This is a genomic window from Flavobacterium sp. HJJ (assembly GCF_015351475.1).
GTDB lineage: Bacteria > Bacteroidota > Bacteroidia > Flavobacteriales > Flavobacteriaceae > Flavobacterium > Flavobacterium marginilacus.
On sequence record NZ_JADKPR010000001.1, the window covers coordinates 204,759 to 222,376 of the forward strand.

A 17,618-nucleotide genomic window follows, 5' to 3' on the forward strand; every position below is an offset into this window, starting at 1 on the left:
CCGATTTATTTTAAGAAAATTAAGAATCATTATAATCTTTTAATCTGTGGCTAAATAAAAAATAAACCATTAAGACATTTAAGGTTCATTAGACTTAAATCTTTATTTCCTTAATCTCTTAATGGTAAAAAGAAAATTTTTATTGGTAAAAAAAATAAAACAATATGAGTAAAGTAGTTTCATTCGGAGAAATAATGTTACGCCTTTCACCAGAAGGGAATTTACGTTTTGGCCAAGCCACATCATTTGGAGCAACTTATGGCGGAGGTGAATTTAACGTTGCTGTTTCTTTAGTAAATTATGGTGTAAACGCTGAGTTTGTAACAAGATTACCAGAAAATGAAATTGGTACCTGTGCCTTAAGAGAAATGAGAAAAATGAACGTAGAATCCAAAAACATTGTTTTTGGAGGAGAACGTTTAGGAATTTATTTTCTTGAAACAGGAGCCGGAACACGAGGAAGTAATGTAGTGTATGACCGAGCACACAGTTCTATGGCAACTATTGAAAAAGGAACTATAGACTGGGAAAATGTACTAAAAGATGCTGCCTGGTTTCACTGGAGCGGTATTACAGCAGCTATATCTCAAAGTGCAGCCGAAGCTTGCTTGGAAGCTGTTAAAACAGCACATAAATTAGGTTTAACTATATCATGCGACTTAAATTACAGATCCAAGTTATGGCAGTATGGAAAAACTCCAAGTGAGGTAATGCCTGAGTTACTGCAGTACTGTAATGTAATTTTAGGAGATATTGATACTGCTTATTTTATGTTAGGAAAAGCTAAAGTAAATCCAGATTATCAAGACGAAAAATCACTTCCTGCTTTATATACAGCCTTATTTGATTTACTTCCTAATCTGAAAACTGTGGCCACAACATTGCGCTATTCAGTAAGTGCTTCTCATCAAAGAATCGGCGGTATATTATTTGACGGAAAAGCAATCTACCAAGGAGCTGTAAAAGAAGTTACACCAGTTATTGACCGTGTCGGAAGCGGTGATGCCTTCATGGGAGGATTAATTTACGGTTTATTGGAATATCCAAATAACAGCCAAAAAGCATTAAACTTTGCAGTTGCAGCCTGCTGTCTAAAACATACCATTGCAGGAGATTATAATCTGGCAAGCTTAAAAGAAGTAGAAAATATGGCAGAAGGTGATTCTGCTGGTTTAGTATCTAGATAAAGTAAAAATAAAAAAGTTCCTAAGTCACTGAGTTACTAAGTTGCTAAGATTTAGTTCCGTTAAAAAAACTCAGAAACTTAGAAACTCAGAAACTAAAAAGAACAAAAATGGCACAATATACAAGAATTGAAGTTGCAGCAGTAATGAAGGAAACAGGATTAGTTCCATTGTTTTTTCATACAGATGTAACATTAGCAAAAAAAGTACTTAAAGCATGTTATGACGGCGGCGCCCGCTTGATGGAATTTACCAGCAGAGGAGATTTTGCTTTCGAGATTTTTGGAGAACTTAACAAATATGCTATCGCGGAATTACCAGGAATGATTCTGGGAGTAGGATCAATTACTGATGCAGCAGCTGCGTCTCTTTATATGCAGCTAGGAGCAAATTTTATCGTTACTCCGGTTTTTAGAGAAGATATCGCTATTGCCTGCAACCGCAGAAAAGTATTATGGTCACCAGGCTGTGCATCACTTACTGAAATTGCAAGAGCAGAAGAATTGGGCTGCGAAATTGTAAAATTATTCCCTGGTGAAATCTACGGTCCTCAATTCATAAAAGGTGTAAAAGGACCTTGCCCTTGGACAAGTATCATGCCTACGGGAGGTGTTACAACCGCAAAAGACAATCTGACAAGCTGGTTTGATGCAGGTGCGGTATGTGTAGGTATGGGATCTCAGCTAATTACTAACGAAATATTGAAAAACCAAGATTTAGGACTATTGGAAACTCAAGTTAGAAACACATTAGCAACAATAAAAGAAATCAGAAAAAAATAAGCGTTAACAAGACTATTTCATAATCACATACGGCAATCTGCTGTTCAATGCATTGAATAATACAATCTATTGATTTCAACAGCTTTCAAAAATATTAAAATTAAGATAATAGTTAAATAAGCGATTGAATACTAGAGGGAAGAATTTAATCCCCAATCCTCATTAAAGGATTAAAAACTGATAGTCTAGGACGTTAGTCGCTTATTATTATAAAATAAAATTGGGCTTAAAAAGCCGGTAAACAAACAGTAAAGGAAAAAATGAAAAATTTAAATAGAAAAAATTTAGGATTAGAAAAATTACAGCCTATTAAAGTAATTCAATTTGGAGAGGGGAATTTCCTAAGAGCATTCGTTGATTACGCTTTTCAAAAACTTAATAAAGAAGCTGATTTAAATGCTGGAATTGCGATAGTTCAGCCATTGAAAGATGGTATGATTAATATGATTAACGATCAGGACGGTCTTTATACACTGTTTATGAACGGAATCAAAAAAGGCGAAAAGATTCAGGACATCGAGTTAATTTCAAATATTGTAAAATCTATAAATCCATATACTGATTTTGCAGATTATTTAGCTTTAGCAAGAGAAGAAGAACTTCAATTTATTGTTTCAAATACTACAGAGGCTGGAATTGAATTCATTGAAAGTGATACTCCAGACATGCAGCCGCCAGCAGCATTTCCAGCAAAATTGACTGTTTTGTTATATGAAAGATTCAAACATTTCAATGGAGATGCTTCTAAAGGACTGACTATTATCCCTTGTGAATTAATCGATTATAACTCTGAGACTTTAAAAAAATATATTTTACAATATTGTGATTTATGGAAGTTAGAAGATTCATTTAAAACTTGGGCTTCAGAAGCGTGTACGTACCACAGTACTTTGGTTGACAGAATTGTTCCTGGATATCCAAGAGCTGAGATTGAAGAATACAACAGCAAATTAGATTATCAAGACAATTTAATTGTTGCTGCAGAACCATTTTTCCTTTGGGCTATTGAAGGCGGTGAAGATTTAAAACAAAAATTACCTTTCCACAAAACGGATTTGAATGTGAAGATTGTTGACGATATACGTCCTTACAAAATGATTAAAGTCCGTATTCTGAATGGAGCACATACAGCAATGGTTCCAATTTCACTTCTATACGGAAACAAATTGGTAATGGAAACCGTTAACGGAGATTTTACTGGAGCATTTGTAAACGGCGTTATCAATGAAATCAGCGGTACACTTGATATGGACAAAAATGAAATCCTTGCTTACACTGAAGAAGTAATGGATCGATTCAAAAATCCATTTATCAAACATGCACTTGCTGATATTGCTTTAAATTCTATATCAAAATTCAAAGTAAGAGTTTTACCAAGTTTGTTAGGACATTATAATGCTAATAAAACAATTCCTGCTAATTTAACTTTCTCATTAGCTTGTTTAATCCAATTCTACAAAGGAACTTGGAATAATGAAGCACTGCCTGTAAAAGATACACCTGAATTGGTTGAAGCATTTAAAAATGCCTGGCAGTTAGGAGCTGCAGATTTGGTTGTAAATACAGTCTTAGCGAACAAAGAGTTTTGGGGTGAAGATTTAACAAAAATTAACGGTTTATCAGAAGCTATAGTGGTAGCTTTGAATGAAATAGAGACCAACGGAATTGAAAAAGGATTCAACAATTTCAGTTCTCAATTCTAATTTAGAATTTTCAAAAAAAACAAGATCATGCAAAAGAAATTAATAAAAGTAAATCCATCTGATAATGTTGCTGTAGCATTAGTTAATCTAACTGCTGGAGAAGTTATCAATTTTGAAGGTGAAGACATTACCATCGAAACAGATGTGAAAATGAAGCATAAAATTGCGATGTATCCTTTTGAAACGGGCGAACGCATTATTATGTATGGTGTTTTGGTAGGAAAAGCAAGTGCTCCTATTGCAAAAGGAGGATTACTTTCTACTGAAAATGTAAAACACGAAAGTGCAAAAGTTACAGCTAAAACAGAGTCTATCGGATGGGAAATCCCAAATATTGACAAATGGAAAGACAGAACTTTCATGGGCTACCAAAGAGAAGACGGACAAGTAGGAACTGAGAATGTCTGGCTGTTCTTCCCATTGGTATTTTGTGAAAACAGAAATATCGAAATCTTAAAAGGTATTTTCGAAAAAGAATTGAAAAAACCAAAAGAAAATGACTACCAATTGCTGCTTCGTTCTTTGGTAAATTCTGAAAAAGGAGCTGATGAAGCTGTTGCAAAATCAACTGAAGTAGATTTATTTGAAAATATTGAAGTAAAATTTATTCAGCATCAAGGCGGCTGTGGCGGAATTCGTCAGGATTCACACTCATTGGCTAAATTGTTGGCTGGTTATGTAAACAATCCAAACGTTGCTGGGGCTACAGTATTGAGTTTAGGCTGTCAAAATCTTCAGATTTCTATTTTCGAAGATGCAATGAAGGCAATTAATCCAAACCATAGCAAACCGGTTTTGATCTACGACCAACAGCAGATTGGAACAATTGAAGAAATGCTTAGTACAGTGGTGAAAGACTCTTTCGCTGCTATCAAAGAAGCTAATAAAATTAAGAGAACCCCTACTCCATTATCAAAATTAAGAATTGGATTGGAATGCGGCGGATCTGACGGTTTCTCTGGAATTTCTGCAAATCCGACATTAGGTGTTCTATCGGATAAATTGGTTGCTTTAGGAGGAACTACGATACTTTCTGAATTCCCAGAATTATGCGGTGTTGAACAAGAATTAGTAAACCGTTGTATTGACGATAAAGACGGAAAACGTTTCTTAGAATTAATGCAGTGGTATGAAAAAACAGTTGTAGATGCAGGTTCAGGATTTGACATGAATCCATCTCCAGGTAACATCAAAGACGGATTGATTACAGACGCAATGAAATCTGCCGGAGCTGCCAAAAAAGGAGGAACTTCTCCAATTGTAGGTGTTTACGATTATGGAGAATATATCAATGAACCTGGTTTTACTTTGTTATGTACTCCTGGAAATGATGTAGAATGTACAACAGCAATGGTAGGTTCCGGAGCTAATATGGTATTGTTTACAACAGGTTTAGGAACGCCGACAGGAAACCCAATTGCACCAGTTGTAAAAGTATCTTCAAACACTCAATTGGCTCAAAAAATGTCTGATATTATCGATTTTAACACTGGGGGCATTATCACAGGTGAAAAATCAATAGAAGAAACAGCCGATGAAATGCTTGAATTCATTATAGATGTAGCCAGCGGTACTACAAAAACCAAAGCTGCAATTTTAAATCAAAACGATTTTATTCCTTGGAAAAGAGGAGTATCATTATAATATCAAAGAGAGTTTTTAGATTATTTTGTTCAAAAAGCTGTTAGGAATCATTTTCTAACAGCTTTTGATTTTTTACAACAACATTACTTTAAAGTAAATATGATAATAATTATTTTATTCTTGTAGATGATTTTCGAATATGCAGTGTAGGGTTAAGCACTACTTTCTTTTCAATTTTTACATTATCCGTATTGTTAATCTGTTCTAAAAAGACTTTGGCAGCCATTTTTCCCATTTCTAACGGTGATTGATCAACCGAAGAAATAGACAGCTCCATAAAACGGGTAAAAGGTTCATTTCCGAAGCCAAACACGCAAAAATCCTCAGGGATTCTTATCCCTCTTTCTTTCAGTTCCTGAATGGCTCCTAAAGCTGCAAAATCACTCGAAGAGAAAATTCCATCAGGCGGCGGGGTTAAACTCAATAACTTTGCGACAGCTTGTCTTCCAGCGTCAACATTACTCCTGGTTTGAAAAACATACTCTTCGCTGCATTCTAAACCGCTGTCCAATAAAGCCTTTTTATATCCTTTGTTTCTATTCTCAAATATTTCCAGTGACTGATCACCAGTTAAATGAGCAATACGTTTACATCCCTGCTCAATAAGATTTTTAGTAGCCAAATAACCGCCCTCAAAGTCATTAATTGTTACAGAACTTACCCCCTGCATATCTTTCTTTCTGTCAAAAAAGATTAAAGGCACATTTTTAGCAACTACAGTTTCTATTACATGATCATTTTCTGCCGATACATTAGATATAGACATTATAATTCCGTCAACCTGAGCATTCAATAAAGTAGTAATTTTTTCACTTTGTCTCGATTCTTCTTCATTAGTCTGACAAATGATAACATGATACCCCTCTGGATGTAACTCTTCTTCGATTCCTCGAATTACAGAAGCAAAAAAGTTACTATCAATACGAGGTACAATAACACCCACATTATTGCTTTTGCCAGAGCGAAGAGACTGTGCTAATCTATTCTGCTTGTAATTCATCTTAGCAGCAGTTTCCAGCACCAATTTTCTGGTTACTTCGCTGATTTTCGGATTGTTGTTTAAAGCCCTTGAAACAGTGGCTGCTGTTATGTCAAGTGCTTTTGCAATGTCATAAATTGTTGTTTTTTGATCCATTCTGGCATTTAATATATACAATAATATCGGTAAAAATAAATAAAAAATTCAATAAAAAGCGATTAATGTTATCGATTGCATAAAAATTAATTTATTCCACATTTTTTGATTTCAAAGCCACCCTGAAACCTTAAAAAAATCACAAAAGCAAATCACAAAGTATCAATATCGCAAAAATATTTTGTTTTAATTTTATTTATACTTTTTTTTCTGACTTTTTTTTGTTTATATAAAAATTATATGTAGGTTTGTGTAATCGATTACATAATTACAGTTACACATTCAAAACTTAACATAATGAAATTATTCAAAACGTATACAATTTTGAAAAATATAACCAGTAAAACAACTGTCATTTCTTTTGCTTGTGTCTTATTAGGGGTGTTTTCACTTCATTCACAAGAGAAAAACCAATCGAAAGAGCAGTGGAAAAAAATGCTTTCCATCGTTAAGTCAGTTAAATCTCCTAGCTTCCCAAATAAAACGTACAGTATCCTTCAGTATGGCGCACAGGCTAATACTGACTTTGATAACACTGAAGCAATAACGAAAACTATTAAGGAATGCAGTAAAAACGGAGGCGGTACAGTATTGGTCCCAAAAGGAAAATACCATTCCCGAGCTATTCATTTAGAAAGTAATGTAAATTTTCATCTGGACAAAGATGCCGAAATTCTTTTCAGTACAAATCCAAAAGACTACTATCCATTAGTGCAGACTTCTTTTGAAGGAACTGAACTTATGAACTACTCCCCTTTAGTATATGCATTTCAAAAAAAGAATGTCGCAATAACAGGAGAAGGAATCTTAAATGGGCAGGCAGGCAGCGATAACTGGTGGCCTTGGTGTAGCAGTGAATTATATGGATGGAAAAAAGGAACTCCTTCTCAGGCCGATCCTCTCAATCGATTGCGCTTAGTCGAAATGGCAGAAAACAACATCCCTGTTTCCGAACGGCAATTTGGAGAAGGACATTATTTGAGACCCAATTTTGTAGAATTTTTTGAATGCAAAAATGTCCTTATACAAAATATCACTATTATAAATGCTCCTTTTTGGGTTATTCACCCTATCAAATCAGAGAATTTAATCGTGGATGGTGTCAATATCAATAGTCATGGACCAAATAATGACGGCTGTGACCCTGAGTATTCTAAAAATGTAATTATCAAAAACTGCACATTCAATACCGGAGACGACTGCATAGCAATAAAATCAGGGCGCGATGGAGACGGAAGAAGAGTTGCCATGAAAAGTGAAAATATAATTGTACAAAACTGCAATATGTTTGACGGCCATGGAGGAGTTACAATCGGAAGCGAAATTTCTGGCGGTGTGAGTAATGTATTTGTAGAAGATTGTAAAATGGACAGCCCCAATTTAGATATTGCCATCCGTTTAAAAACCAATTCAAAAAGAGGCGGGTTAATAGAAAACTTTTATGTCAGAAACATACAAATAGGACAAGTTAAAGAAGCAGTTTTAAAAGCTGATATGTTTTATAATGTACACGGCAATCAGCTGGGAACATTTATCCCTAGAATAGAAAACATTTATTTAGAAAATGTAAAAGTAAAAAATGGAGGAAAGTACAGCATTTTAGCAAAAGGTTACAAAGAATCACCTATCAAAAACATAACCCTTGAAAATGTGACAATCGAAAATGTGAAAGAACCATACTTAATAGAAAACGTAAATAATCTCAAATTTATAAACACTTATATCAATGGAAAATTAATGAAACACTAAAAACCAAAAAAATCAAACCAAAAAACCAATCAATTAATCATTAAAAAAAAATTTATGACCAATAACTGTTTAATTAAAAAAGGAACAAAAAGCTTTTTTGCTTTTACTCTTTTTCTGACGTTACTCATAGGCAATAAAACAATTGCGCAGAACGTAACACTGCAGGGTACTGTTAAAGATGCCGCCGGCTTAACAATGCCAGGTGTAAACATTTTAGAAAAAGGAACACAAAACAGCACCACAACAGATTTTGACGGTAAGTATACCATCAAACTTACAAAACAAGGAGCTGTTTTAAGCTTTTCTTTTGTAGGATTCAAAACCAAGGAAGTTACGACAGCAGGAAAAACTAAACTTGATGTTTCTTTAGCTGACGATTCAAACACACTAAACGAAGTTGTAGTTGTTGGATACGGAACAGTAAAAAAATCTGACTTAACAGGTGCCGTTTCTAATATCTCTGGGACTGATCTTAAAAAAGTACCTATCGTAAACGTAGCAGAAGCCTTAACAGGACGTTTAGCAGGGGTTCAAGTAACATCTTCAGAAGGATCTCCGGATTCAGATATAAAAATTAGAATTCGTGGAGGAGGATCTTTAACACAAGACGCATCACCATTGATTATTGTTGACGGCTTTCCAGTAAACAATTTGAATGATATTTCCTCTTCTGATATTGAGTCATTAACGGTTTTGAAAGATGCTTCGTCTACTGCTATTTATGGCTCAAGAGGAGCTAACGGAGTTATTATCGTTACTACCAAAAAAGGTAAAGATGGTAAAATGTCAGTGAATTTCAATATGTTTTATGGGCAAAAGTACATTGCAAATGAAATTGATGTTCTAGAGCCTGGAGATTTTGTAAGCTGGCAATATGAATATGCTACACTTAGAAAAGATATTCCATCTTATGAAAAATACTTTGGAGCATGGCAAGACCATGATTTATACAAAGGTGTAAAAGGAGACAATTGGCAGAAACAAATTTACGGACGTACTGGAGAAGTACAAAGCCGTGATTTGGGAATCCGTGGAGGATCAGATAAAATAAACTACAACTTCAACTATGCTCATTATGATGAGAAAGCAATTATGGTTGGATCTGATTTTAAAAGAAACAACTTATCGTTAGCATTGAATAGCAAAGCTAGTGACAAAGTTGATCTTTCATTCACAATGCGTTATTCTGATACAGAAATAAATGGCGGTGGAGTTAACGAACAAAAAGAAGTATCTGCAACAGATTCACGTTTGCGCCATAGCGTAGGCTATTCCCCAGTACCTTTACCAGGATTAACAACAGACAATACAGATGAAGCTCTTTCCAGTTATTTAGTAAATCCTTTTGTAGCTGTTGCCGATAATAACCAACAGCAGTTTAGAAAAAACTTCAATATGCTGGGCAGTTTTTCATGGAAATTAATTGATAACCTTATATTTAAAACAGAATTAGGATTAAACAATTTTAATTACCAAAATTATCGTTTCTATGGTCGTTCTACTTACTACGCAACTAATGTACCTGTTGCTGAAAATCAAGGCAGACCATCACTTATGATGTCTGATCAAAAAACTGTTACTTTTAGAAATGCTAATACTCTTAATTATGATTTCAAAAAACTACTTGGATCTGATGACCATCATTTAACTGCTTTATTAGGAGAAGAGTCTATCAATACGGGCTCAAACACTGTTAGTTCTACGATTCAAGGCTATCCATTAACGTTTGATTTTAACGAAGCACAAAGACTAACTTCACTAGGAAAACCTTTAGTAGTTGATAATAACTATAGTCCTGATGACAAATTACTTTCGTTTTTTGGACGTTTGAATTATGATTACAAAAACAAATATTTATTAACAGCTACTTATCGTGCCGATGGTTCAAGCAAATTTTTAGGCAGCAATAAATGGGGCTACTTTCCAGCTGCAGCAGCTGCTTGGAAAATTTCAGAAGAAAGTTTCTTAAAAGATCTAGATTGGTTAAGTGCTCTTAAAATTAGAGCAAGTTATGGGCAGGCCGGAAATAATAACATCCCAACTGGACAAACATTTAAAGGTTTTCAGCCTAATGTTACTTCTTGGATCGATGGGGTTACTAACATATTGGCTTTACCAAAAACTTTTTATAATCCAGACTTAAAGTGGGAAACTACTATAACGCAAAATATAGGTTTAGATTTTGACTTGTTCAAAAGCCGCATAAATGGTTCTGTGGAACTGTATAAAAATAGAACTAAAGACCTTTTAATATTATTCCCAATACCAGGAATCGGTTACGACAATCAGTACCGAAATATGGGAGAAACTCAAAATACAGGTGTAGAAGCAACTTTAAACTTAGCAGCAGTACAAACCGCTAAATATGGTCTAAGTTTTTCTTTCAACATTGGCTTCAATGAAAACCGAATTAATTCTCTTGGAGTTATGAGTGATTTTGGAGTAGCAACAAATTGGGCTTCTACTCAAATTGGAAAAGATTATATGGTACAAGCTGGTTCTCCAATAGGTTTAATGTATGGTTATAAAAATGATGGCCGTTACGAAGTATCTGACTTTGATTATGCCGCAGGAAAATATACTCTAAAACCATACTTCTTACCAGATGGAAAAACTAGAAATCCCGATGGAGTTGTTAATAGTACAGCAGTCGTTGGAACGGTACAGCCAGGTTATATGAAATTAAAGGATCTTAACGGAGATGGTGTTGTAAACACAGCCGATCAAACAATAATTGGCAATGCAAACCCGAAAAATACAGGAGGCATGGTAATTAATGCAAATGCTTACGGATTTGATCTTTCGGCAGCATTCAACTGGAGTTATGGCAATGATGTCTATAATGCTAACAAAGTCGAATTTACTACTTCTAATCTAAACGGCCAATATAGAAATTTATCTACTGAAATGGCAGAAGGGCAAAGATGGACAAACATCAATCCAGCTGATGGTCAATTAGTAACTGATCCAGCTGCATTGACAGCTTTAAACGCTAATACAACAATGTGGTCTCCATATATGTCAAATTTCGTATTTAGTGACTGGGCTGTTGAAGACGGTTCTTTTTTAAGACTTAATACACTTACATTAGGATATACTGCTCCTGAATTCTTTAATTCTAAATTAGGAATTAGTAAATTAAGATTTTATACTACTGTATCTAATGTATTTGTCTGGACAAACTATTCTGGTCCAGATCCTGAGGTTTCTACAAAAAGAAGTACGCCTCTAACACCGGGTGTTGATTATTCAGCATACCCGCGCAGCAGACAATTTGTTTTTGGTTTAAACCTTAATTTTTAATTAAACAACTCTCAAAAGATGAAACATACAATAATAATAGCGGGAATCGTTTTGGCCAGCCTTTTTACTTCTTGTCAAGAGGATTATTTAGATGCACCGCCAAAATCAACAATGGTTGAAGCAGATGTCTTTTCTAATATAGAATTAGCTCAAGGCGCTGTAGATGCAATCAAAGTGCCATTTGCTGAAACCAATTCTTATAGGGGCCGATTTATTCCTTTTTATGGTTTAAATACAGATGTAGAATGGCATAACAGTTCACAATCAGATAATGATACAAGCAACTTAGTTAATTACGACTTAAAATCAACAAATACCCAAATGAATTCTGTTGATAATGTTTGGGCAATGATGTATGCTGGGATTGAACGTGCTAATATTTGTATAGCAGGATTACGCACCTATAGTGATGCAAAATCAGGCACTCAATTTGGACATTTATTGGGAGAATCGCTTACCTTACGTGCTATTTATTATGCCGATTTGCTAAAAGCATTTGGAGATGTTCCCGCCCGTTTTGAGCCTGTTACTACCGAAACTATGTATATTGCAAAATCCAGCCGTGATGAAATCTACAAAAGACTTCTAGCGGATTTAGCTGAAGCAGCCACATTGGTTCCTTGGCCAAATGAAACTACTGCAACAAGTACAGTACAGAGAGTCAACAAAGCTTTTGTAAAAGGTTTTCGTGCTCGTTTAGCTATGGCAGCTAGTGGCTATCAGCAATATCCTGATGGTATTCACAGAAGTAAGGATCCAGACCTTTCTGTTGCAAACATGTATAAATTAGCATTAAATGAATCTCGTGAAGTAATTGCTAGCGGAAAAGCGCATTTAGAGTCTTCATTCGAAACTTTCTGGAAAAAATACAATCAAGAAAATATTACTGCTGGAGGAGAATCTCTGTGGGAAATTCCTTTTGCAAGCGGTAGAGGTAGAGTTTTATACACTTTTGCAGTACGTCATAATGCTATAGATCAATTTCAAGAAAGCGGCGCTGGACGTGGTGGATCTGCGGGACCTCTTCCATATGTATTTTATGATTATAACGTTAAAGATACTAGAAGAGATGTAACTTGTGTACCTTATAGATATGGCGCCGCAGTAAACAAAGTTGCTAAACAGGAATTATTTGCGCTAAATACTTGGTATTTTGGAAAATACCGTTACGAGTGGATGAACCGAATAGTTAAGACAGTGAATGATGATGGTATGAATAAAATATACATGCGTTATGCTGAAGTTCTTTTGATTGCTGCCGAAGCTGCAAACGAATTAGAAGGAGTTGCCGCTGCCAAACCATACTTACGTGAAATTCGTACAAGAGCATTTGCTCCAGCAGATCAAGCTTTAAATGTAGATACTTACCTAAACAATATCACTTCTAAAGATGATATGTTTAAAGCACTTGTAAATGAAAACAAGTTTGAATTTACTGGAGAAATGGAGCGCAAACAAGCCCTTATCCGTTGGAATTTGCTTAAAACAAATTTAGATATTGCTAAGGCTAAAATGAAAGATTTGCAAGCACGCACAGGAGAATATGCAGATGTGCCAAGTACTTTATATTTCAGATACAAAGCAACTGATCCTACAACTCTTGAAATTTACGGATTAAACCGTGGAGAAACTACAAGTCCTGGTGCAGGCTACTCAACTATTACATGGGTTGCTCTTGATGAAGCTAAAATCAATTCTCTTTACAAAGTTGGTATAGATCCAGACAGCCATCAATTCTGGCCAATATGGCAAGTGTTTGTTGACGGAAGTAACGGGAAATTAAAAAATGATTATGGTTATTAGAAACCTTTCAAAAAAATCAATTATAAATTATAAGTTATTATGTTTATGAAATGAGCATCACCTAAAATTGGTCTTAAAAACTAATAATGATATGCGAATTACATATGACCGATAAAAAAATAAATATCAACATATGAAAATAAAAAATATATTAAAAGGATTAATAGCCACGTTGTTACTAACAATAGCTTTTACCAGCTGTGAAAATTACAATGAACCGCTATTAGACAGCCTAGGAAACACAAGAGAGTTTTCTATAATAGGTCTTACAGCTGCTATTAGAAATCAGACAGCTGTTGAATTGAACTGGACACCAAAAGAAGGTGTTGACCATTATGTTATAGAGTTTAGCGCAGATGATTCAAACTTTGCAACTATTTTCAAAACTGTTCAAGTTACTGCATCGCAATTGCCAATAAGAGTACAATTAGAAGGTGAAACCCTTTATTCAATTAGAATAAAAGCAGTAACACCAGGCCTGGATGATTCTAAATGGACTATAACTACTGCTAATACATTATCCGAACAAATTTTCTTGCCATCATTGCCAGGGGACATAGATGCTAAACAAGCGATTCTTAGATGGATTCCCAATAGTACTGTAACTCATATATTTCTTAATCCAGGAAGTATTTCGCACAAAGTTACACCTCAAGAAGCAGCAAGCGGAATCGCAACAATAATAAATCTAACACCTGAAACAAAATATTCCGCTACCTTATTCAATAACAATAAAATAAGAGGTACACAAACCTTTACAACCGGAATAGATATTGGTACAGGAATTTTAGTTACAACAACAGATAATATATTTGATAAAATCAATGCCGCTCCGTCTGGATCTGTCCTAGTTTTTATGCCTGGTGATTATACCGCTCAAACTGGAACAATAGCAATTAATAAAACAATAACTTTAAGAGGTCTTAGAACTTATGACAAACCAAAACTTAAAGTTAATTTCACTCTTGCTAACAATCCTCTTAGTACAAGTGAAGCAGTTAGTTTGTCTTTAATTGACTTAGACATAACTGGAACAGGTTTAACTGGAGGTGCAATAACAATTGGCACAGCTGCTGCTACAGGTTTAGGAGATGTTTTAATAAGCAATTCTTCTATTCATGATTTTCCTTCTCAACTAATGTATGGAAATGCACTGGCTAAATTAAAATCATTTACGGTTGATAATAGTATCATTAAAAATGTAAACACCGCCGGGGCAGCTGACTTTATAGATTTCAGAACTACTTATGTGGCAAATGTTACTTTAACAAAAAGCACATTTGACACTTGTTCCTCTCGTGACTTTATACGTTTAGATGCTGCTTCTACTTTGACAGGTACTGGATTAACATCTACTGTCTTAATTGACGCATGCACTATATATGCGCCAACATTGCCGCTTGCCAGTAGAATTTTGTACGAACGCTTTGCTTCAAATGCTTCGACAGTGCGCAACACATTATTTGCTGTTGGGGCAGCTGTCTATACAAACTCAACTGTAACTACAGCACCAGCTTTTACAAATAATAATAATTTCAATTCGCCTAATTTAGCGCAAACAACAGGTAATAATAGACCTGATGCATCAGCAACTACATTAGATCCGCAATTTGTAAGTGCTTCAACTGGAGATTTTACAGTTAAAAACCAAACCATAATTGATAAAAAAATTGGAGATCCTCGCTGGATAAAATAAGAAGATATACTTAAGGAGGTTTGCAGTATTTGCAAACCTCTTTAAATATATTTTAAAATTGAATAAACAATACACCCAGATTAAAGCGCTTTATTTGTTTTAATAATTTATGTGATAATTAAATAGGAGTTTGAAAAAAGTATAACTACTGTAAATCATGAAAGGATTATTAATATTATTATTTTTTACTTCCATCGCTCTAAAAGCACAAACTATGGAATCTCAAAAGGAAATCATCCTTTCAGATCAATTAAAATGGTCTGAAAGAATGGCATTCTCTATAATGAGAGCCTATCCTGAAGCTTGGCAGATTGATAATCATCCTGCTCCAAAATGGGACTACAAAATTGGAATGATTTTAACAGCATACGAAAAGTTATACCATCAGACAAAAAATCAAAATTATTTTGATTACATCAAAGATTACGCTGATAAACTGATTAATAAGAATGGGACTTTCCAAAATTTTGATCCAAAAGATCATAATATCGATTTCATCAATGCTGGAAAAATTCTTTTTAATCTTTATGACACCACCAAAGAACAAAAATATCTTACCGCGTTACAAACACTAAGAAGACAATTTGAAGATCACCCTAGAACTCTTTCTGGAGGTTTTTGGCACAAAAAAATATATCCAAATCAAATGTGGCTGGATGGTTTATATATGGGAGAACCATTTTACGCCCGTTACACTACAGCATTTGAAGGAGGAGAAAAACTAAACGATGTTGCTCTTCAGTTCGAGCTGCTTCACAATCATACATTCGATAAAAAAACAGGATTATATTTTCATGCTTGGGATGAAAGCAAAAAAATGCCTTGGGCAGATTCAAAAACCGGAACAGCTCCGCATATTTGGCTAAGAGCTTTAGGGTGGTATGGAATGGCATTAGTAGATGTCTTAGATTATTTCCCAAAAGATCATCCCAAACATAAAGAACTGGTACGCTATTTAAACGAATTGGCTGCAGCAGTAAGTAAATACCAAGATAAATCAGGATTATGGTATCAAATTCCGGATTTAGGATCGAAAAAAGGAAACTATCTGGAAGCATCCGGTTCTTCAATGTTAGTTTATTTTTTAGCAAAAGGAGTACATAAAGGTTATTTACCAGCTAAATTTGAAACCACAGCTAATAATGGTTTCAATGGTTTAATCAGCCAATTAATAAAAGTAGACAAAGATGGAGAAATCCACATTACACAAGTCTGTGCAAGTGCTGGTTTAGGCGGAAACCCTTATAGAGACGGTTCATTTGACTATTACATCAATGAAAAAATAATAACAGACAATTCACATGGATTAGGTGCTTTTCTTCTAGCGGCAATCGAATTAGATAAATAAAAATCAGTAAATATTAAATAAATAATCATGGTAAACGGAAAAAAAAATGCTTTCAAAGCAGCAGGTCTTTTTATTTCATTAGCGTTTTTCAGCTGTAAGACTATCGCTCAGGAATCTGCACAAAGTAATGCGGGACAGAGTGAGATTACAATTTCAAAAGATTCAAAATGGTCAGAAAAAATGGCTTTAACACTAATGAAACGTCATCCGGAAAGCTATATGATTGACGATTCAAAAGCTCCAAAATGGGACTATGTACACGGATTGGTTTTATATTCCTTCCAAGAATTAAATAAAAAAAATCCTGATTCCAGATATACTGCTTACATAAAAAGCTATGTAGATAATTTTATCCAAAATGACGGCACAATTAAAACCTATGAATTAGAGAAATACAATATTGATATGATTGTTGCCGGGCGGTTACTTTTTAATATATATACAGCAACAAAAGAAGAAAAATATTTAAAAGCAATGCAGCTGCTTCGTAAACAGCTTGAGGAACAGCCAAGAACCCAAAGCGGCGGATTTTGGCATAAAAAAATATATCCTAATCAAATGTGGTTAGACGGTCTTTACATGGGAGAGCCTTTCTATGCACAATATACTGCAGTTTTTGAAAATGGAAAAAGCCTGGACGATATAGCCAAACAATTTGAGCAGATTCAGCTGCACGCAACTAATCCAAAAACGGGATTATTATACCATGCCTGGGATGAAAGCAAAAAAATGCCTTGGGCTGATAAAGAAACTGGAAATTCACCAAATTACTGGTCAAGAGCTTTAGGCTGGTATGCGATGGCGCTTGTTGATGCCTTGGATTATTTCCCTAAAGATCATCCAAAACAAAAAGAATTAGTGGGTTATTTAAATAACGTTTCTGCTGCTTTAGCCAAATATCAAGATGAAAAATCCGGTTTATGGTATCAGGTTACAGATAAAGCTGGTGAAAAAGGCAACTATCTTGAAGCCTCAGGGTCATCAATGTTTGCTTATGCATTTGCAAAAGGAGCAAACAAAGGCTACCTGCCGGCAAAATATAAAAACCTTGCCAATAAAGCGTTTGACGGATTAACTAAGCAGTTAATAAAAACTGATGCTGACGGCGGAATTACCTTGACTCAAGCTTGTCAAGTGGCAGGTTTAGGAGGTACTCCATACAGAGACGGCTCTTATGAATATTATATTAACGAAAGAAAAAAAGATAATGATCCTAAAGCCACAGGACCATTCATTTTAGCAGCTTTAGAATTAAACAGATAAAAAATTAT

At 34.8% G+C, this 17,618-nt stretch carries 11 protein-coding genes; 10 read left to right on the top strand and 1 reads right to left on the bottom strand.

Annotation, left to right across the window (positions count from 1 at the left end; all coding sequences use genetic code 11):
- The first annotated feature begins 164 nt into the window (after positions 1 to 164).
- The 4 genes from IRZ80_RS00920 (at position 165) to IRZ80_RS00935 (ending at position 5,313) form a co-directional block, all read left to right on the top strand.
- Positions 165 to 1,187 carry a sugar kinase gene (locus IRZ80_RS00920; RefSeq protein WP_194639322.1) on the top strand — a complete coding sequence of 341 codons (1,023 nt, stop codon included), beginning with the start codon at positions 165 to 167 and terminating at the stop codon, positions 1,185 to 1,187.
- A 107-nt stretch (positions 1,188 to 1,294) separates the two neighbouring features.
- On the top strand, positions 1,295 to 1,966 hold the full coding sequence (locus IRZ80_RS00925) for a bifunctional 4-hydroxy-2-oxoglutarate aldolase/2-dehydro-3-deoxy-phosphogluconate aldolase (protein WP_194639324.1): 672 nt from the start codon (positions 1,295 to 1,297) through the stop codon (positions 1,964 to 1,966).
- Positions 1,967 to 2,226: 260 nt separating this feature from the next.
- Positions 2,227 to 3,669: a tagaturonate reductase gene (locus IRZ80_RS00930; RefSeq protein ID WP_194639325.1), complete on the top strand. Its 1,443-nt coding sequence runs from the start codon at positions 2,227 to 2,229 to the stop codon at positions 3,667 to 3,669.
- A 27-nt stretch (positions 3,670 to 3,696) separates the two neighbouring features.
- Positions 3,697 to 5,313 (top strand): UxaA family hydrolase, encoded by a 1,617-nt coding sequence (locus tag IRZ80_RS00935; RefSeq protein ID WP_194639327.1) that lies wholly within the window; start codon positions 3,697 to 3,699, stop codon positions 5,311 to 5,313.
- Between the two features lie 109 nt (positions 5,314 to 5,422).
- Here IRZ80_RS00935 and IRZ80_RS00940 read toward each other — a convergent pair whose 3' ends face one another.
- Entirely contained in the window at positions 5,423 to 6,448 is a 1,026-nt protein-coding gene (locus IRZ80_RS00940) for a LacI family DNA-binding transcriptional regulator (RefSeq protein WP_194639329.1), read from the bottom strand.
- Positions 6,449 to 6,745: 297 nt separating this feature from the next.
- Between IRZ80_RS00940 and IRZ80_RS00945 the strand changes: the two genes are divergently transcribed.
- The 6 genes from IRZ80_RS00945 (at position 6,746) to IRZ80_RS00970 (ending at position 17,610) form a co-directional block, all read left to right on the top strand.
- Positions 6,746 to 8,197, top strand: a complete 1,452-nt coding sequence (locus tag IRZ80_RS00945; RefSeq protein WP_194639331.1) for a glycoside hydrolase family 28 protein — start codon at positions 6,746 to 6,748, stop codon at positions 8,195 to 8,197.
- Positions 8,198 to 8,251: 54 nt separating this feature from the next.
- Complete coding sequence (locus tag IRZ80_RS00950; RefSeq protein WP_194639332.1) at positions 8,252 to 11,500, top strand: SusC/RagA family TonB-linked outer membrane protein; 3,249 nt, start codon at positions 8,252 to 8,254, stop codon at positions 11,498 to 11,500.
- Positions 11,501 to 11,518: 18 nt separating this feature from the next.
- Positions 11,519 to 13,303, top strand: coding sequence for a RagB/SusD family nutrient uptake outer membrane protein (locus IRZ80_RS00955; RefSeq protein WP_194639334.1), 1,785 nt, complete (start codon positions 11,519 to 11,521; stop codon positions 13,301 to 13,303).
- Positions 13,304 to 13,436: 133 nt separating this feature from the next.
- Positions 13,437 to 14,999, top strand: coding sequence for a DUF5123 domain-containing protein (locus tag IRZ80_RS00960; RefSeq protein WP_194639336.1), 1,563 nt, complete (start codon positions 13,437 to 13,439; stop codon positions 14,997 to 14,999).
- Positions 15,000 to 15,156: 157 nt separating this feature from the next.
- On the top strand, positions 15,157 to 16,347 hold the full coding sequence (locus IRZ80_RS00965; RefSeq protein WP_194639338.1) for a glycoside hydrolase family 105 protein: 1,191 nt from the start codon (positions 15,157 to 15,159) through the stop codon (positions 16,345 to 16,347).
- 27 nt (positions 16,348 to 16,374) lie between these two features.
- The gene (locus IRZ80_RS00970) at positions 16,375 to 17,610 is read left to right on the top strand and encodes a glycoside hydrolase family 105 protein (protein ID WP_194639340.1); all 1,236 of its coding nucleotides are present in this window, start codon (positions 16,375 to 16,377) and stop codon (positions 17,608 to 17,610) included.
- The last annotated feature ends 8 nt before the right edge of the window (positions 17,611 to 17,618 follow it).